This window comes from Heliomarina baculiformis (assembly GCF_019966545.1).
Taxonomy (GTDB): Bacteria; Pseudomonadota; Alphaproteobacteria; order Rhodobacterales; family Rhodobacteraceae; genus Heliomarina; species Heliomarina baculiformis.
The window spans coordinates 16391-34404 of the sequence record NZ_JAIMIC010000001.1 but is presented as its reverse complement, the minus strand read 5'-3'; the positions used below and the strand labels follow the sequence as shown (position 1 = coordinate 34404).

18 protein-coding genes and 1 other RNA gene are annotated in these 18014 nt (G+C 59.1%); 17 read left to right on the top strand and 2 right to left on the bottom strand.

Translation table 11 applies throughout. The features are described 5' to 3' along the window. Window positions 1-2: 2 nt before the first annotated feature. The 7 genes from MF268_RS00150 (at window position 3) to MF268_RS00120 (ending at window position 6517) form a co-directional block, all read left to right on the top strand. Window positions 3-1268 carry a phage major capsid protein gene (locus tag MF268_RS00150; protein WP_238368896.1) on the top strand — a complete coding sequence of 422 codons (1266 nt, stop codon included), beginning with the start codon at window positions 3-5 and terminating at the stop codon, window positions 1266-1268. Then, a complete protein-coding gene (locus tag MF268_RS00145; protein ID WP_238368895.1) occupies window positions 1268-1879 on the top strand; it encodes an HK97 family phage prohead protease in 612 nt (203 codons plus the stop codon). The genes MF268_RS00150 and MF268_RS00145 overlap by 1 nt, the downstream gene beginning before the upstream one ends. Window positions 1880-1881: 2 nt before the next feature. Next, the gene (locus MF268_RS00140; RefSeq protein WP_238368894.1) at window positions 1882-2946 is read left to right on the top strand and encodes a phage portal protein; all 1065 of its coding nucleotides are present in this window, start codon (window positions 1882-1884) and stop codon (window positions 2944-2946) included. A gap of 1188 nt (window positions 2947-4134) precedes the next feature. After that, a complete protein-coding gene (locus tag MF268_RS00135) occupies window positions 4135-4629 on the top strand; it encodes a hypothetical protein (protein WP_238368893.1) in 495 nt (164 codons plus the stop codon). A 70-nt stretch (window positions 4630-4699) separates the two neighbouring features. Further along, complete coding sequence (locus tag MF268_RS00130) at window positions 4700-5209, top strand: hypothetical protein (RefSeq protein ID WP_238368892.1); 510 nt, start codon at window positions 4700-4702, stop codon at window positions 5207-5209. Further along, window positions 5209-5454, top strand: a complete 246-nt coding sequence (locus MF268_RS00125; protein ID WP_238368891.1) for a helix-turn-helix transcriptional regulator — start codon at window positions 5209-5211, stop codon at window positions 5452-5454. Before MF268_RS00130 ends, MF268_RS00125 begins: the two co-directional genes overlap by 1 nt. Window positions 5455-5557: 103 nt before the next feature. Further along, the gene (locus MF268_RS00120) at window positions 5558-6517 is read left to right on the top strand and encodes a tyrosine-type recombinase/integrase (protein ID WP_238368890.1); all 960 of its coding nucleotides are present in this window, start codon (window positions 5558-5560) and stop codon (window positions 6515-6517) included. A gap of 39 nt (window positions 6518-6556) precedes the next feature. Here the strand turns inward: MF268_RS00120 and ssrA are convergent. Beyond that, window positions 6557-6904: a transfer-messenger RNA gene (gene ssrA / locus MF268_RS00115) on the bottom strand. A 119-nt stretch (window positions 6905-7023) separates the two neighbouring features. After that, window positions 7024-7380, bottom strand: a complete 357-nt coding sequence (locus MF268_RS00110; RefSeq protein ID WP_238368889.1) for a DUF4345 family protein — start codon at window positions 7378-7380, stop codon at window positions 7024-7026. 174 nt (window positions 7381-7554) lie between these two features. Between MF268_RS00110 and MF268_RS00105 the strand changes: the two genes are divergently transcribed. From MF268_RS00105 to MF268_RS00060, 10 genes are all read left to right on the top strand, one after another. Next, the gene (locus tag MF268_RS00105; protein ID WP_238368888.1) at window positions 7555-8061 is read left to right on the top strand and encodes a DinB family protein; all 507 of its coding nucleotides are present in this window, start codon (window positions 7555-7557) and stop codon (window positions 8059-8061) included. Window positions 8062-8167: 106 nt separating this feature from the next. Further along, window positions 8168-9160: an acryloyl-CoA reductase gene (gene acuI / locus MF268_RS00100; protein WP_238368887.1), complete on the top strand. Its 993-nt coding sequence runs from the start codon at window positions 8168-8170 to the stop codon at window positions 9158-9160. A 312-nt stretch (window positions 9161-9472) separates the two neighbouring features. Beyond that, a complete protein-coding gene (locus MF268_RS00095; RefSeq protein WP_238368886.1) occupies window positions 9473-9889 on the top strand; it encodes a universal stress protein in 417 nt (138 codons plus the stop codon). A 94-nt stretch (window positions 9890-9983) separates the two neighbouring features. Next, window positions 9984-11621, top strand: coding sequence for a BCCT family transporter (locus MF268_RS00090; protein ID WP_238368885.1), 1638 nt, complete (start codon window positions 9984-9986; stop codon window positions 11619-11621). 275 nt (window positions 11622-11896) lie between these two features. Next, complete coding sequence (locus MF268_RS00085; protein ID WP_238368884.1) at window positions 11897-12193, top strand: hypothetical protein; 297 nt, start codon at window positions 11897-11899, stop codon at window positions 12191-12193. An 86-nt stretch (window positions 12194-12279) separates the two neighbouring features. Next, complete coding sequence (locus MF268_RS00080; RefSeq protein WP_238368883.1) at window positions 12280-13503, top strand: aminotransferase class V-fold PLP-dependent enzyme; 1224 nt, start codon at window positions 12280-12282, stop codon at window positions 13501-13503. A 47-nt stretch (window positions 13504-13550) separates the two neighbouring features. Further along, entirely contained in the window at window positions 13551-14975 is a 1425-nt protein-coding gene (locus tag MF268_RS00075; protein WP_238368882.1) for a cryptochrome/photolyase family protein, read from the top strand. Window positions 14976-15051: 76 nt separating this feature from the next. Further along, window positions 15052-16260 carry an SAM-dependent methyltransferase gene (locus MF268_RS00070; protein WP_238368881.1) on the top strand — a complete coding sequence of 403 codons (1209 nt, stop codon included), beginning with the start codon at window positions 15052-15054 and terminating at the stop codon, window positions 16258-16260. Between the two features lie 19 nt (window positions 16261-16279). Continuing rightward, on the top strand, window positions 16280-16720 hold the full coding sequence (locus MF268_RS00065) for a TrgA family protein (RefSeq protein ID WP_238368880.1): 441 nt from the start codon (window positions 16280-16282) through the stop codon (window positions 16718-16720). 18 nt (window positions 16721-16738) lie between these two features. Further along, window positions 16739-17848 (top strand): NUDIX domain-containing protein, encoded by a 1110-nt coding sequence (locus tag MF268_RS00060; protein ID WP_238368879.1) that lies wholly within the window; start codon window positions 16739-16741, stop codon window positions 17846-17848. Window positions 17849-18014 lie beyond the last annotated feature (166 nt).

Genomic DNA, 18014 nt, shown 5'->3' with positions numbered 1-18014 from the left:
ACATGCTGGATTCAGTGAAGATCGCACGGCGGCAAAGCGAAATCCGCCAGAACCTTGCCGAGCTGGCGGGAAAGGAAAACCCGTCCGAGGAAGAACTGCGCAATATGGAGCAGCTCGATTTTGAGTATCGCTCGAATGAAACCCGGTATCGCGCGGCCTTGATCGCAGAAGATACCGAGCGGCGAGACGCCGGAAACGAGCTGGAGACCCGCTCGTCTCAGGAATGGGCTGATCTTATGGCCGGTTTCGAGATGCGCCAGGTCGCGCTGGCCCTCGATGAAGGCCGCCAACTCGACGGACAAACGGCCGAAATCGTCACCGAGCTGCGCAGCGCAGGCGGTTTCCGGGGCATTCCGGTGCCGTGGCAGGCGCTTGAAGTGCGGGCCGGGGAAACGGTCGCGGCCGGAACCCCGAACCCAATCCAAACCCGACCGATCATCGACCGGCTGTTTCCGGACAGCGTAGCCTCTCGGATGGGCGCGCAGATGATCAGCATCGATACAGGGGCAGTTGAATGGCCGGTGACCACCTCGGCTGTCACGGCAGGCTGGGCCGATGGCGAGACCGCAAACGTGGCAGGGCCAACCACCTATGCGACCACGGATCGCGCCATGTCGCCGGACCACAATCTCGGCATTCAGATGCGGATCACGCGCAAGACGCTGAAGCAGTCCGGTGCAGCGCTCGAACAAGCCGTTCGGCGCGACATGAGCGGGGCCATGGGTATGGCCATGGATCAGGCCGTGTTCCTCGGCACCGGTGCCAACGGTCAACCGCTTGGCGTTATCACTGGTGCGGCGACTTACGGCATTACCGCAACGGCCGTAGATGATCTGGCTCGGTGGGCAGTCATCCGGTCAGGTGTGGTCCGGTTCATGACCTCGAACGCAGCCGCGTCGTCCGACATGATCAAGTTGCTTATGCGGCCCGAGATGTGGGACTTCTTGGACGACAATGTCCTGTCCGGCACGGCGTTTTCGGAATGGGATCGCCTTGTAAAGAACATCCCGGCGTCGAACATAGCCATGACGAACAACGCTTTGGCAGAGCCGGTTGGCGATCCGCTGGCTTGTTCTGCTCTGCTGACGACTTCGGCCGGCGGCGTGGCACCGATCTATGTCGGCAACTGGGGCGCAATCGACATGATCCGAGACCCGTACAGCGATGCGCAATCCGGTGGCCTTCGCATCACGGCTCTGGCGACGATGGACGTGACAGTTGCGCGCCCCGCCCAACTTGAACTGCTGACCGGTCTGGAACTGGGCTGATGCTCTGGGGCGCTCACTCTGGCGGCCTTGAGCTGCGAAAGGATGGTGGCGGCAACGTCACCATCTCCGGCCGTTTCCCATACGGGCAACCGGCAGTGCTGACCGATGGCGGCCGACGCGGCCGTCCCAAGAAGGAACGGATCGGCCCGAGAGGGTTTCGCTATCGCGTAGAGCGGCCCGAGGAAGATATTCATTTTCTGGTGGGTCACGACTATGACCGGCCGCTTGCATCCCGGAAAGCTGGGACGCTGGATCTGACGGACAGTGACGACGCTTTGGCGTTCACCGCTGTCATCACGGTAGAGCTGCAACGCGCGAACTATGTGAATGACTTTCTGTCTGGGCTGAATGCCGGGCTTATCTTGGGGCTTTCTCCCGGTTTCCGAATCCCACCCGAACGCGTTTCACCCAACGCGGAAACGGTCGAGGAAGAAGATCCTTCCTTGGGGATGGCGCTCATCCGAACGGTTCACGATGCGCTGCTCTACGAGCTTTCGGCCGTCACGCGGCCCGCATACCCCGAAGCACAGATCGAGGCTCGGAGCTGGCAGCCGCTCGGCGCTGTAGCTCAACGTGTGGCGAGCCGTCCTGCAACTTTTCGGTGGAGGTGATCATGCTTGGATGGATCATGAACAAGTTGCGCCCGATCGAGGCAAGGTCGAGCGGCCAAGGTTACACCGCCCAAGTCATGGCGGCGCGCGATAGCTACATCAGCGGCCGCCGCGGCGTGGCCGAGTTGACCGCGACGGTGCAGAGCTGCGTGAGCCATTGGGAAGGCGGCTTTGCAATGGCAGATGTGATCGGCACTGACCTGCTGACTCGGCAGAACATGGCGATGATCGCCCGCGCCGCCGCCTTGAATGGCGAGGCAGTGTATCTGATCACCGATCTGGGGCTTGTCCCGGCGACGGACTGGGACGTGACAACCCGCGATGGCAAGCCGCGTGCGTATCGTCTGTCCATCCCCGAGGCTGGCGGAGGGCGAACGGTCACAGCGTTGTCGGCCGAGGTGCTGCATTTGCGGATAGGGTCGGATCACCTGACACCGTGGATCGGCACCGCGCCTTTGCGCCGGTCGAGCCTTACCGGCGCCATGCTTCACGCGGTCGAGGCAGCTCTCAGCGAGACGTTCGAGAATGCGCCGCTTGGTTCGCAGATCGTGCCTGTGCCAGATACTGGGGCCGATGACATGGCCTCGATACGGGGGGCAATCAAAGGGAATCGAGGGGCGACACTGGTCATTGAGGGCGTCGCGCAAGCGACCGCCGCTGGTATGAATCCCCAGATCGGCCAGAAGCCGGATCAACTGTCGCCGGATCTGTCCAGAAGCATGACGGTCGAGACGCTGGCAGCGGCCCGCGAGGGAATTCTCATGGCCTATGGCGTCCTACCTTCACTTGCTAACCGGGCCTCTACTGGTCCGGTGGTCAGGGAAGCACAACGCCAGCTCGCGATCTGGACCTTACAACCTATTGCAGCATTGCTGGCCGAGGAAGCGACGGCGAAGCTCGGGAACACAATCGAGATCGATACCATCCGGCCGTTGCAAGCCTTCGACGCTGGCGGCCGTGCCAGGGCATTGTCCGCAATAGTCAAGACTATGGTCGAGGCCAAAGAAGCGGACATTGCCCCAGAAGCTCTGTCCGGGGCAATGCGCATGGTGGATTGGAAGGAATAGGCTGAGTTCGCCTCGGGTGCTTTTTAGGCGCTTCAACCCGGAAGAACCTCGGATTAGTCGGTGAGTGCCGTAACAACCCCGACAGCGCGCGGTCTCAAACTCCAATCGGAGACGCGGCGCGTATTGGGTTATGGCTAGGACCTTTTTGTAAATCGACTTATACATGAAACGCTATGCCGACACTTGACTTCTTTTAAAGCGGAAACAAGCGTAGGAGTAGCCTTGCCGTCCCAGTAAGATAGAGCAGCATCTGCTATCACTACTTTGTCTGCACTTCCCACCTTCAAATTGTCCAATTCTCTTACTGCCGCAAGTTGGGCTAAGGCACCGTGCTCATGGTTTTTATTGTAGAGTATGATGGTTAGCTCTGACAGACGAAGCCAGCTAAGTCGGATTTGATCTCGACGGTATGTTAAGGCGCTGAAAGCGCCAGACACCGACCAAGTGATCAGTGGAACAAGTACCGCGAACAAGGCTATCCATTCCGAAACGGTGTTTGGGTAAAATGAGCTCATGCCTTTTCTCTCATTTGAGCCCTGTGTCTGCAGCCGGTTTTTTTTACGAAATTTGTACCCGTTAGTTCGATAGAACAGAGGGCGCTTCCGCGCTGATTAGAAACGATGAGCGGGCAATTCGTTTGATGTTACTCAAATATAACAACCCCACTGCCTGCTGTTGCCAATCTTAACATGTCATCGACAGTTAGCGCCGCGCTATTCTCTAGAGTCAGTACCGCATTTTTTGATTTAGCGACGGTAGCTATCCGAATTAAGTCTCCGACAAAGAAGCTTTGGCAATTAAGTTTAAGCCCGCCTCCACAAGTTGCGACACGGATTACGTCATCTACTGATAGGTGTTTTACAGTCATCCTTAAATGTCCTTATTTTTCAGCCTGACTCCAGGTCCGCTCCCATTTTCAGAGATGAACTCGACTCCGGCGCTTTCTAGAGCGGAACGCAAAGCTGCAATTGTTCTATCATAGGGCTGTCGCTCTTCTTTCTCAAAGCTAGCAATGGTGCGTTTTGCCACGCCAGCAGTCTGGGCCAACCGATCTTGTGACATTGCTACCAGTGCGCGAGCCGCACGACATTGAGAGGGAGTCATTTTTAAACCTTGCACTATTAGTGCAACATGCGCTAATAGTGCAGCGTTGCAATAAATGTGTAGCTTAATCAGGAGAACCTGACAATGACCAAAAGACGCCTTTGGGCGAGCGATACCGGCTTGCCGATCAACTTCTGGATTGCCCGTATCGCTCGGAAGTATCGCATCAATCTAAATTGGATCTATGATCCCAAAACGTCGTATGTTCGGCGGTATCCTTTGCGGCTTTCGGATGATAGAAACGTAACTCGACGGCTATTCATCATTGGGCTTCCGGCAACGGGCGCATCGTGGTCGTTGCCTGTCCCGATATCGGCGAAGACACCAACACCTGTAATCCGGCTGTTTCGTCAGTGGGAGCAGGCACTGATTGAAGCGAACGGCGTTTCTGAGGAAGACTGCGATATGGCAGTTAAGCAAATGGCAGCAATCGAACGTCAAATGCTTGCCGTTCCTTCGGCAAACATGGCCGACCTTGCCGCCAAGATAATCGCCTTCAGCAGTTGGGGCGCTTTGGGGCTTCCCGAAAGGGAACATGAGCTTTGGGCGGAGATGAGGACAATGATTTCTGCAACTTAGATTGCTCAAACGTCTTGACGGGAATCATTTTATCGGAATAAGTTCCGAATAAATGATTGGAGACGATGTTATGGCCTTTTTCGAAATGCACTTCGGTTTGCCTCTGGCAGCAACTGCCGCCGGACGTAAGCACGACACTGTCTCGAAGTGGATCAAGCGAGGCGAGCTCGTCCTCACATCAGCAGATCGCGAAAAGGTCGGGCGGGGAGGTGGGGTAAATCTGTCCGCAAGAACGACTTTGCAACTGCCATTGGCGGTTGAATTGAACAAGCGAGGTCTTACCGTTCCTGATGCGTGCGAAGCGGCAATTAATTTTGCTCATCAGGGCGATATCGCCGGTGAAATGGGTGCGACACACAATAGAAAGGCGGGCCATCTCTTCCGGGAAGGACTTACGCTTTTCATGATCAATCGAGAAAATCCGATGGCATGTCAGGTAAGGCACTTTTCCGGAAAAGAGCCGTTGGAAAGCATTCGCACGTCGCTGGATGCCGTCGATCTGGAAATGCTCTTTTATCCGTTCCTATCAAAGCTCGGTCTCGATGCACTCGAAGCTATGCGGGAAATGAAGGCCGAGTAATGGCGCAACTCCGAGAGATAAAGGGTGACCGTCCACCGAGCTATCCGTCGAAGGCTACTTTGGCGGCGGAACTCGATATCAGCGAAAGCACTGTCGATGATTGGGTCAAGCGCGGCATTCTGCCGAAACCAATCAAGCGGGGCGGCTCTGTTCGCTGGTGCTGGGCGCTAGTCGATGCATCTCTCAAGCCGCAATCCGATCAGGAGGTCGACCCTTTTCTGTCGGCGTTGAATGATGGCCGCTAAAGTCTCACTTCCTCGGCACGTTCACCGCGTTACATCGCGCGGCCGAGAGTATTTTTATTATCAAGAGGGTAGGGGGACGGCCCACGAAGGCGACCGAATTTCCTTGCCCAATGATCCGACGAAACCAGAATTCTGGGTAGCTGTCCGACAAGCTCAAGGTCTTTCCGGAGTTGTGGTCGCGGACACAGTCGGCGCAGTAATAGCGGCCTACATCGCTGCTTGGCCGGGTCTGCCGCGCAAGTTGTCGGCTGGAACTCAAGATCAGTATCGCCGCTATCTTGGCGTTGTGGAGCAATCTTGGGGCGATCTACCCATTAATAATCTGCGTCCTAAGCATGTTCAGGCGCTCATTGAGAAAATCGGGATTGAACGGCCAGGCGCAGCTAACAATACACTCGATGCGCTCAAGGCTATGTGCAAGTGGGCGTCCGGGCCGCGCGAATTACTGGATCGTGATCCAACGCGGGGCGTGCAACATTATCAGAAGGGCGAGGGGCACAAGCCTTGGACCCAAGAGCAACTGGAATGGGCAGAGGCGCATTTCACCGGGATGTTGCGCCGAGCCTTCTACTTGGCTCGATTCACTGGGCAACGCGAAAGCGACATAATCAGATTGGGGCCGCACAGCATCGATGATGGCGGCTTCAGCTTGCGCCAAAAGAAAAGTGGCGCTCGGCCGTGGTGCCCAATCTTCTCTGAGCTGCAATCGGAAATGGAAACTTGGGATAAACGCCCGGGGCCGTACTTGCTACAGGAGAACGGTCGAAACGCTGGAAAACCCTTTACGACCAATGGACTGTGGAAGGTTTTCAATCGGGTGCGAGAACAGAACGAAGTGCTCTCCGGCGCTGTTTGGCATGGACTGCGCGCGAACGCTGTCATCAGGCTGCGTCAGGAAAGCTACAGCCATGGGCAGATCTCGGACATGGTCGGAATGTCTGTGCCTATGGTCGAAAGGTATTGCCGACACGCGGATCGAAAAGCAGGCGGTCAAGCCGTCTTGAGGGCAATTCGTGAACGCCAATCTGCCGAAATTGTAAAACCATGGAAAACTGTAAAATGAAAAGTATTCAGAAACAGCAGGTTACCGAGTGGAAAGGGAAGTGCAGGCTTCTGTTGCCAGGCGCCTGCGAACCCCGCCTTACGCTGCTAGGCGCAAGGGCTTAAGTTTCGGTCTTGTTACTGCTTACGCAGCAACGGCGACCGGAGCACGATTGTCATTTGCAATTGTACTTGTTTCGCCGATAACGGTGGCAGACAGCCGGGACAAAGCTAACCCCTTTAGACGTTCGTCGATCCTGTTTCGGCCCCATGATCCCCAAATGAAGGATGTTTGGTGGAGCCGCCGGGTACCGCCCCCGGGTCCGATCCGCTTATTACGAGCGCGTTTATGTCCATAGTCCCGAAGGACAGATCTCATATAGGACGGGGGCCGCGCGGTTTCAATCGTCAATCTGTGTCGGGGGCAACGCGCGGTGGGAAAAATGATTAAAATAACGGGGTGTACGCGATGCACGGGCCGTACAGCATCTGTGCACCCCCTGTACACCGCCGCAGCGCAGCATCGGCCTAAAAGCTGAGATTGGCCCAGATCAGCCATAGCGCAAGCGCCGCCTCGATCCCGCCATAGGCCATGACCTTTTTCACCGGCGGATGATCGAAAAGCAGCGACACAAGCCGCCCGAGCGCCGCCCCGGCATAGACGAAACCCAGCATCGCGTAGGCGATCGGCGCAGAGAGCCAGAGCGCGGCGATCCCCGCCACGACAAACAGGCCGCCGGTCGAGGCGCGAAGCTCGGAATAGCCCATGGTGCTGCCGCGCGGGGTCAGATCAAGCACCGACGCGGTGTAATTGGGCGATATCAGGCCGAAGAGGCCAAATCCGATGGTCAGCATCGCCGCGATGATGTTCAGAGTTTCGATCATGCAATTTTGTTTAAGCCGATCACACCGTAAGACAAGGTGTGATTGTCATGCAGGTGTTACATATTCTGCAAGGCAGCATAACACACTCCGGTTAACGTTTTTATTTGTAAGCGTTTTCCAAAGCTGACAATATTTTTCGCGATATTTCATCCGGTTCGACGGAGGATACCAGGGATGATCGATACCCGGTATTGCGTGACTTTCGCGCGTTACAATCGCTGGCAGAACAGGCAGCTCGAAACCCTGCTGGGGGCGCTCGATTTCAAGGAACTTACGCGCAACCGTAAGGCCTTTTTCGGCTCGATCCTTGGGACGCTGAACCACCTGTGCTGGGCCGACAAGATCTGGATGTCGCGTTTCGACGGCGGCGAGAAACCCGACTACACGGCGAAGGAGGCGCTCGGGCAGTTTCCGACGCTCGCGGCGTGGAGTGCCGAACGGTTCCAGCTGGACGGGCGCATCTCGCTTTGGGCGGCGCATCTGCACAATGTCGATCTGGCGGGCGATCTGACGTGGTTCTCGGGGCTGACGGGCAGGGAGAATACCCAGCCCATGTCGATTTTGGTGCCGCATTTCTTCAACCACCAGACCCATCACCGCGGTCAGGTTCATGCGATGCTGACGGCGACCGGATCGGAAGCGCCGGTGACCGACCTCTTCATGATGCCGGAAGTCTTGTGAACGGATTGCAGAGGGGTCGGCGGGCTGTTAGCAGTTTGAGTTGATCGAGGGGGCGAGGGCGCGAAAAGGCGCTTTGGCCGGTGAATCCAGCAAGCAGGAGTTAGAGATGTTCAATGCGCTCGTGGTGGAAAAGGACGACGAAACCGGCAAGACCAGTGCCGGGGTAAGCCAGATCTCGCTGGAGGATCTGCCTGATGGCGAGGTGACCGTCGCGGTCGAATATTCCACCGTCAATTACAAGGATGGGCTGTGCATTGGGCCGGGCGGCGGTTTGGTACGGCGCTATCCGCATGTGCCGGGCATTGATTTCGCGGGCACGGTCGAAGCCTCGGACGATGACCGCTACAAGCCCGGCGACAAGGTAGTGCTGACCGGCTGGCGCGTGGGCGAGGCCCACTGGGGCGGCTATGCGCAAAAGGCGCGGGTCAAGGCCGACTGGCTGGTGCCGCTGCCCGAGGGGCTGGATACGAAACAGGCGATGGCGGTCGGCACCGCCGGTTTCACCGCGATGCTGGCGGTCATGGCTCTGGAAGATCACGGGCTGGAACCAGGCCATGGTCCGGTGCTGGTCACCGGCGCGGCGGGCGGTGTCGGGTCGGTCGCGACGGCGATCCTTGGCAATCTCGGCTACGAGGTGGCCGGTGTGACCGGGCGGCCCGAGACCGCGGATTACCTGAAATCGCTGGGCGCGACGCAGATCGTGGCGCGCGAGGACATAAACGAGACCGTCAAGCGCCCGCTGGAGAGCGAGATATGGTCCGGCTGCGTCGATGCGGTGGGCGGTGCGATGCTGGCCCGGGTGCTTGGCCAGATGAAATACGGCGCGTCGGTTTCGGCGGTGGGTCTGGCCGGTGGCGCAGCGCTGCCTGCGACGGTCGTGCCGTTCCTGTTGCGCGGCGTGAACCTTCTTGGGATCGACAGCGTGATGCAGCCCTATGACAACCGGCTGCGGGCCTGGTCGCGGATTGCGTCGGACCTGCCGATGGACAAGCTCGAGGCGATGATCCAGCCCGCGACCCTGTCCGATCTGCCCGAGCTGGGCAGCGACATTCTTGCCGGCAAGGTCAAGGGGCGCGTCGTCGTGGACGTCAACGCCTGATCCTGACCCAAAGTCGAGAGTCTTAGAACGACGCGCCTCTGTCTGGGGCGCGTCGTTTGCATTTCGAGCCATTGGCTCCGGGCAAATCGGGTGCTGACCTCTCAGGTACCCTCTGGCATGCGTGTCGCGCATGGCAGTTAAATGGCCGCAGTTGTTTGCAATTTGTCTATTTATTGGGCTATTGTGTCGCATGGGTGGTGATCGAACGGATACGCCGTTCGGACCCGAACAACACCAATACCGCTAGCGCCGGGCTGACAAACAGCCTGTCGTCCAGAATGGCCGACTCGCTGCGGGTTAGGAGGGACAGACGTGTTTTCCAAAATCATGGTGCCGGTAGACCTGGCACATAAGGAAAAGCTGGTGAAAGGGCTGCAATGCAGCGCCGATCTGGCAAAACATTACGGGGCCGAGGTGATCATGGTCGGGGTGACGGCGGATACGCCGGGCTCGGTCGCGCATACCCCGGAAGAATATCGTACGAAGCTTGATGCCTTTGCGGCCGATTTCGGCGCGAGCAATTCCGTCAATGCCTCCGCGCGGGCGGTCGTGGTCAACGACCCGGCGATCGATCTGGATGCGATTCTGCTCAAGGCGGTTAAGGAAACCGACGCCGATCTGGTTGTCATGGCCAGCCATGTGCCCGGCATTAAGGAATACATCTGGCCGTCAAACGGCGGTAAGATCGCGGCCCATGCCGCAGCTTCTGTCATGGTCGTTCGCGACTGACCAGTGCCATCAGCCGTGCAATTCCTGCGCGGACCGGATGAAACGACAATAGCCGCCCCACGAGGCGCGGCATCAATCAACAAGGAGATCGCATATGACCGACACTTCTGGCGATCAGGGCATACCGGAGCCAAGCGGTGCCTCTGACGTGATCGAAACCGACTATGAGATCGGACAGGATAATATCGACGGCCAGCTAGGGCCGTTCGGTTTTGACATTCACAACCCCGTATTCCTCGTCTCGGGCATCGCCATCGTGGCCTTTGTCTTTTACACGCTGGCCCTGCCGGAGCAGGCGGGCGAGGCATTCAGCTGGCTGTTTGGCGCGGTGACCAAGGGCTTTGACTGGTTCTTCCTTGGCGCGGCGAACATCTTTGTGCTGTTCTGCCTGTTCCTGATCGTTACCCCGCTTGGGTCGGTCCGGCTGGGTGGCGTCGATGCCAAGCCCGATTACACCTATATCGGCTGGTTCGCGATGCTGTTTGCGGCGGGCATGGGCATCGGCCTGATGTTCTACGGCGTGTCCGAACCGATGAGCCACTTCTCGTCCTCGATGGGGGGCACGGCGGCCGAAGGCGGCGCGCGTACCGACTGGGCACCGCTGGGTGCGGCAGCCGGTGACGAGGCGGCGGCTGTGCGTCTGGGCATGGCGGCGACGATCTTTCACTGGGGTCTGCACCCCTGGGCGATCTATGCCATCGTTGCGCTGGCGCTGGCCTTGTTTTCCTACAACAAGGGTCTTCCGCTCACGATCCGTTCGGCATTCTACCCTATCCTCGGCGACCGGGTCTGGGGCTGGTGGGGCCACGCCATCGACACGCTGGCGGTCTTCGCCACGCTGTTCGGTCTTGCGACCTCGCTTGGTTTTGGGGCGACGCAGGCCAATGCCGGTCTGAACGAGCTGTTCGGTATTCCGATCAACAACACGGTCGAAGTGGTCCTGATTTCCGGCATCACCGCGATTGCGCTGATCTCGGTGCTGCGCGGCCTTGATGGCGGGGTAAAGGTGCTCTCGGAGATCAACATGGGTCTGGCCTTCCTGCTGTTGCTCTTTGTTCTGTTCACCGGACCGACGGTCGCGATCCTGACCGGGTTTGGCGATTACCTGCTGGCCTATGTGGAATACCTGCCGGCGCTGTCGAACCCCGTGGGACGTGAGGACGTGAACTTTATGCAGGGCTGGACCGCGTTCTACTGGGCGTGGTGGATCAGCTGGTCACCCTTTGTCGGCATGTTCATCGCCCGCGTCAGCCGGGGCCGTTCGGTGCGTGAATTCGTGATCTGTGTGCTGCTGATTCCGAGCCTTGTCTGCGTGCTGTGGATGTCGGTCTTTGGCGGCGTTGCGATCCAGCAGGTCGTGCAGGATGGCTATACCGCCGCGCAGGATGCCGAACTGCCGCGTCAGCTCTTCAAGATGCTGGACCAGTTGCCGCTGGCGGGAATCACTTCGCTGATCGGGATCGTGCTGGTCATCGTGTTCTTCGTGACCTCGTCCGACTCCGGTTCGCTGGTGATCGACACGATCACGGCGGGCGGCAAGGTCGACGCGCCGGTGCCGCAGCGTGTGTTCTGGTGCATTTTCGAAGGCGCCGTGGCCATCGTGCTGCTGTTGTCGGCGGGCGGTCTGAGCTCGCTTCAGTCCATGGTCATCTCGACAGGGCTGCCGTTCACGGTCGTTCTGCTTTTGATGTGCTGGGCGATCTACAAAGGGCTTGCCAGCGAACCCCGGTAAGCTGAAATTTGCGTAGGCATTATGCGGTTGCGGCAAAAATCTTGCCGCAACCGTTTTTAATTGTTCTTTAAGGGTTGATCTGACTGGTCGTTTTCAATCATAAGTTGAGTGTAACGATTGTCACGCTGTTGCAGTAACTGAAATATCTATTTCGGAGTTACGCCATGCCGATCAGTCCCCCCTATCCCCCTAGCGGCTTGGCCCGTGCCCCAGTTCCGAGTCTGATTTTTCTTTGCAGCATAGCTGTAGCGATTGTTAACTCCGCCGATCCCGGCATGGCTTCTTCTTCTGCCATGCCGGGAGAGGGCGCGGCGGTCTTGGTTGCCGATGCCGGAGCGCAAGACCGGGGCAAGCAAGGCAATAACAAGAAGAAGAAAAAGAAGAAGGGCGCCCATAGTTCGGTGACCGTCGGTGGCGGCGGACCAAAGGTGCGCACCGCCAATCAGGACGGATCGATCACCGTGGGACCCAAGGGCGTCGGTGCGACCGTGCGCCCCGGCGGCGGACCGGTCGGAGTCGGTATCTCGCCCAGTGGCAAACCGCGTCTGAACGTGCGTCTGGGCGGACGTTAGGGGCGGGACGCCCGCCGATCTGCAATCGAGAGGCGCTTGCGCCTAAATGCTTGCCTTCCTTGGTAAACTCGTATTTTCCTAACGGCATGAAACTCGATTCCGACTATGTTCGCTCTCTGTTTCCGGCCTTTTCCAAGCCCGAGCTTGCTGCTTTCGCGCATTTCGAGAACGCGGGCGGGTCTTATGCCTGCGCGCCGGTGATCGAGCGCCTCACGCGGTTCTATACCGAGCGAAAGATGCAGCCCTATGGCGATGCTGACCCCAGCCGCCTTGGCGGCGAAGAAATGGACGAGGCGCGCGCCCGGATGGCTGCGCTTTTGGGGGTTGAGAAGGACGAGCTGAGTTTCGGGCCGTCGACCACGCAGAACACCTATGTGCTGGCGCAGGCCTTTCGTCCGTGGCTGAGCCCGGGCGAGGCGATCATTGTTACCAATCAGGATCACGAGGCCAATTCGGGACCTTGGCGGCGTCTGGCGGAGGAGGGGATCGAGATCCGCGAATGGCGGGTCGATCCGGACAGCGGGTTGCTGAACCCCGAAGACCTTGAGGATCTGCTCGACGAAAAGGTTCGTCTGGTCTGTTTCCCGCATTGCTCGAACGTTGTGGCCCATATCAATCCGGTGACCGAGATCACTGCGATGGCTCATGCGGCGGGGGCCTTTGTCTGTGTCGATGGCGTCTCCTACGCGCCGCACGGGTTTCCAGATCTGAACTCGCTGGGGCCGGATATCTACCTGTTTTCGGCCTATAAAACCTATGGCCCGCATCAGGGGTTGATGGTGGTGCGCCGGGCGCTGGCCGAGCTGTTGCCGAACCAAGGGCATTATTTCAACGGTGACTCGATCTACAAGAAATTCACACCGGCAGGTCCCGATCATGCCCAGATCGCTGCCTGCGCAGGGATGGCGGACTACATCGATCTGCTGGGCACGCATCACGGGTTTACCGGTAGTGACGCGGTGGAGCGGGGACAGTTCGTGCATGATCTGATGCGCGGGCAGGAAACGACGCTGCTGCAACCGCTGCTCGACGCGGTGAAATCGCGCAATGCGGTGCGCCTGTTGGGGCCGGACCGGGCCGAGGGGCGCGCGCCGACCGTGGCGCTGGCGCTGACGCAAGACCCGGTCAAGGTGGCCAAGGCACTGGCCGAGCGGGGCATCATCGCGGGCGCGAGCGATTTCTACGCGCATCGGGTGCTCGAAGGCATGGGGGTCACCCCCGAAACCGGCGTTCTGCGGCTGAGCTTTACCCATTACACAACCCAAGGTGAAATGGATAAACTCTTGAACGCCTTGGACGATTTACTTTGATCCAAGCCCCGGCGGACTACGTATCCCGTTAAAATGGGAAGTGGTGAATGACGGGCGAAAATACTCCGATACTGTTGTGGTTCCGGCGCGATCTGCGTCTGTCGGATCATCCGGCGCTGCATGCGGCCTGCGAAAGCGGGCGCCCGGTGATCCCTGTGTTTATTCTGGACGATCAGGCCGAGGCGCTTGGCGCCGCGCCGAAATGGCGGCTTGGGCTGGGGCTTGAATGTTTCGGCAAGGCGCTGGCTGACAAAGGCTCGCGCCTGATCCTGCGCCGGGGCCGGGCGCTGACCCAGTTGCAGGCGCTGATCGAGGAAACCGGCGCTGGCGCTGTCTATTGGTCACGGCTTTACGATCCGGGGGCGGTTGAGCGGGATTCCGAGGTAAAATCCGATCTCAAGTCCGACGGGATCGAGGCAAAGTCCTTTGGCGGGCACCTGATGTTCGAACCCTGGACGGTCGAAACCGGCGAGGGCAGCTTTTACAAGGTCTATACGCCCTATTGGAACGCGGTGAAGGGGCGCGACGTGGATGCGCCGCTTTCGACACCGGCGGATATTCCAGCGCCGGGCAAGTGGCCTGACAGTGACGATCTGGAGGGCTGGACCCTTGGCGCGGCGATGGATCGCGGGGCCGATGTCGTGCGCCCCTACGTGCAGTTGGGCGAAAAGTCGGCGATTGCGCGGCTGGCCAGCTTTATGCGCGACGGGGTCGCGGATTATGCGAAACGGCGCGATCTGCCGGGCGAAGACGGGACGTCGGGCCTGTCAGAGAACCTGTCGCTGGGCGAGATCAGCCCGCACCGCTGCTGGGCGGCGGCAGAACGGGCCCGCGAGGATGGCAAGGCCGGGGCCGAGACCTTTCAGAAGGAGTTGGTCTGGCGTGAGTTCGCCTATCACCTGATGCATCACACGCCGCGGATCCTGACAGATAACTGGCGCGAGAAATGGGACAGCTTCCCATGGCAGGAAGATGAGCGTCTGGCCGAGGTCAAGGCGTGGAAACAGGGGCGCACCGGCGTGCCTTTTGTCGATGCTGGCATGCGCGAGCTGTACGTGACGGGGCGTATGCACAACCGGTCGCGGATGATCGTGGCGAGCTACCTGACCAAGAACCTGATGTGTCACTGGCGGATCGGGCAGAAATGGTTCGAGGACTGCCTGATCGACTGGGATCCGGCGAATAACTCGATGGGGTGGCAATGGGCGGCGGGGTCCGGGCCGGATGCCTCGCCCTATTTCCGCATCTTCAACCCGGTGACGCAGCTGGAAAAGTTCGACCCCGACGGGGTTTACGCCAAGGCCTGGATCGCCGAGGGGCAGGACAAGCCCCCGGAAACCGCGCTGTCCTACTTTGACGCGATCCCCCGGCACTGGTCGATGCAAGCCGGGGATCATTATCCAGAGCCGGTGGTCGGTGTTCAAGAGGGCCGGCAGGCCGCGCTGGATGCCTATGAAAACCCGGATTTCTGACGCGGATGACCGTCATCTCTTGCCACAAATGCGAAACGCATCTTAAGATTTTATTAAACTCGATGGGAAACGACCGATGATCCTGACCGATACCAAGGGGCAGAAAAACCTGCCGCGCTATTTCCCTCAGGTGATGGAGATGCTGAACGCGCTGCAACGCGGACGGATGGACATCATCCTGCCCGACGGTCGCCATTTCCGTGCCGAGGGCAAGCAGCCCGGTCCAGTAGCGGAATTGCACATCCATAACAACGACGTCTTCGCGCGGCTGATCCGTGAGGGCGATCTGGGCTTTTCGGAATCCTATCTGGAGGAATGGTGGAGCACGCCGGATCTGCAGGCTTTCATGGATCTCGTCAGCTCCGGGAACGAGGCGCTATACGACGGGTTTCCCGGCATGGGCTTGGTGCGGTTTTACGAACAGCTACGGTTCTGGCTACAGCGCAATCACAAGGCGCAGGCGCGTCGTAATATTTCGTACCATTACGATCTGGGTAACGAATTTTACAAGCTATGGCTTGATGATACGATGACTTATTCAAGTGGATTGTTTTTGAATGGTCAGGAAAGAACCGAGAGCGCGCAGACTGCGAAGTACGCCTCTCTCGTCGATCAGATGGGCGCGCGACCGGGCGATCATATTCTTGAGATCGGCTGCGGCTGGGGCGGTTTCGCGGAATATGCCGCGCGGGAACGGGGCCTGCGTGTGACGGGACTGACGATCAGCAAGGAACAGTTCAATTATGCGCGTCAACGTATTGAAAAGGCTGGACTATCCGATCTCGTGAGCTTTAAGCTGCAGGATTACCGCGATGAAACCGGCAGTTATGACGGGATCGCCAGTATCGAGATGTTCGAAGCGGTGGGCGAAAAATACTGGCCGGTCTATTTCGAAACCCTGCGCGAACGTCTGAAACCGGGTAAGACGGCGACACTTCAGATCATCACCGTGTCGGACCAGCGCTGGGAAGTTTACAAGCGCGGCGTTGATTTCATTCAGAAATACATCTTCCCGGGCGGCATGCTGCCCAGCCCGGCGGTGCTGCGGGCGCAGGTCGAACAGGCCGGGCTCGCGGTGGAACGTTCTATCGAGTTCGGCAAGAGCTATGACATCACCCTTCGGCGCTGGCATGAGACCTTCAATGAAAAGTGGGACCAGATCGCAGAGATGGGTTTTGACAACAGGTTCAGACGCATGTGGAATTTCTATTTGACTTCATGCGCGTCGGCCTTTGACAGTAAGGGCGTCGACGTCACCCAGATTACGGTGTCGCGGCCTTCGTAGCCAAATTGCCGGAAGTTATATGCCCGACGCCTCACGACTAGTTGCTGCGCTCAGCCTTGCGTTCCTAGCCTTTATCGTGTCCGGACAGATCATGCCGCTGATGACGGAGGGCATGGATTTCGGCTGGTTCACTTACGTGAATGTCGCGATCGGTCTGGCGATCGGTTGGGTGGTCATGGGCGACCGGGCCGGGCGCGGAATGACCAACGCGGTGAACAACGGGCTGACCGGCATGGTTGTCATGGTCTTTTGGGCGCTTTTCATCCAGGGCGGCTATGAAATGATGCGCCGGGCGATGCGCAACCGCTATGACGGCCCGCTTGAAGCAGTGGCGGCGATCTTTCAGATCGGGCTGGATTATGCCATCACGATCTTTGTGACCCATATCGTGATGACGCTGATCGCCGGCGGCATACTGGCCGGGCTGGCGACCGAATATGCCTGGCGTCAGTGGCGCTGATCCAGCGGGAGAGTTTTCATGTCAGACCTGTTTTTCTATGGCACGCTGTGCCATCTGCCGCTGCTTGAGCGCGTTCTTGGCCATGCCGTCAAGACCGCGCCCGCCGTGCTTGAGGATCACGCGGCCTTTTGGGCGGCGGGTGAAGCCTTTCCGATTATCGTCGCTCGTCCGGGCGCGCGGGCCGAGGGGCTGCTGGCCCGTGGGTTGAGCGATGAGGACGTGGCGCGGCTGCGGTTCTATGAGGGGGCGTTCGATTACGACCTTGAGCCTGTGCAGCTTGTCGGCGGGGATCGGGCTCTGGTGTTCTTTGCGGCTACCGACCGCTGGGAGCCGGGCGCGCCATGGCTGCTTGCGGACTGGCAAGAGAAATGGGCCGAACTGCAGATGATCGCCGCGGTAGAGATCATGGCTTGGTATGGCCGGATAAGCGCCGAGGAGATGGTAAAACGGTTCACGCCGATCTCGATCCGGGCCCATGCGCGGATGGTCGCCCGGCGACGTCCCGCCAGCACCGACTGGGATCTGGCGCAGGACGTGAAGGTGCATGCGCATCACCGGCCCTATATGAACTTCTTCACGATGGAAGAGATGGACCTGCAGTTTCGTCGCCATGACGGGAGCATGAGCGATGTGCTTAACCGTGGCGCGCTGATGGTGGGCGAGGCGGCTGTCGTGCTGCCCTATGATCCGCTGCGCGACCGAGTGCTGCTGGTGCAGCAGTTCCGCGCGCCGGTCTTTATGCTGGGCGATCCGGACCCGTGGATCTGGGAGCCGGTTGCCGGTCTGGTCGACCCGGGCGAAACCGCTGAAGAGGCCGCGCGGCGCGAGGCGCACGAAGAGGCCGGGCTGACGGTTCGTCAGTTGCACGCGGCGGGAAAATGTTATTCTTCTACAGGGTCTTCCGGGGAGTTTCTTAACCTGTTCATCGGAATCTGCGACCTCGAGGATCGCCCCGAAGGCGGGGGCGGTCTGGAAAGCGAGGGCGAAGACCTTGTGAGCCGGTTGGTGAGCTTTGACGAGCTGATCGCGGATATCGATGCGGAACGGCATCGGGACATGCCGCTGGTCACGACCTCGCTCTGGCTGTCGCGCCACCGTGACAGGTTGCGGGCCGAGGCGGGCATTTAGGAAAAGCATCGCGGGATTGACCGGCATCCGGGGCTGACAGTTTTGTGACTGTCAGCAAGGCGGAACGGGAATACCTTGCAGAGCGCGGTTTCGCGATAAACCGTTCGCGGGGCAAAGCCGCTGGCGCGCGTTGATCGCTTGAGATCGGGCGTCAGCAGGGCTACAC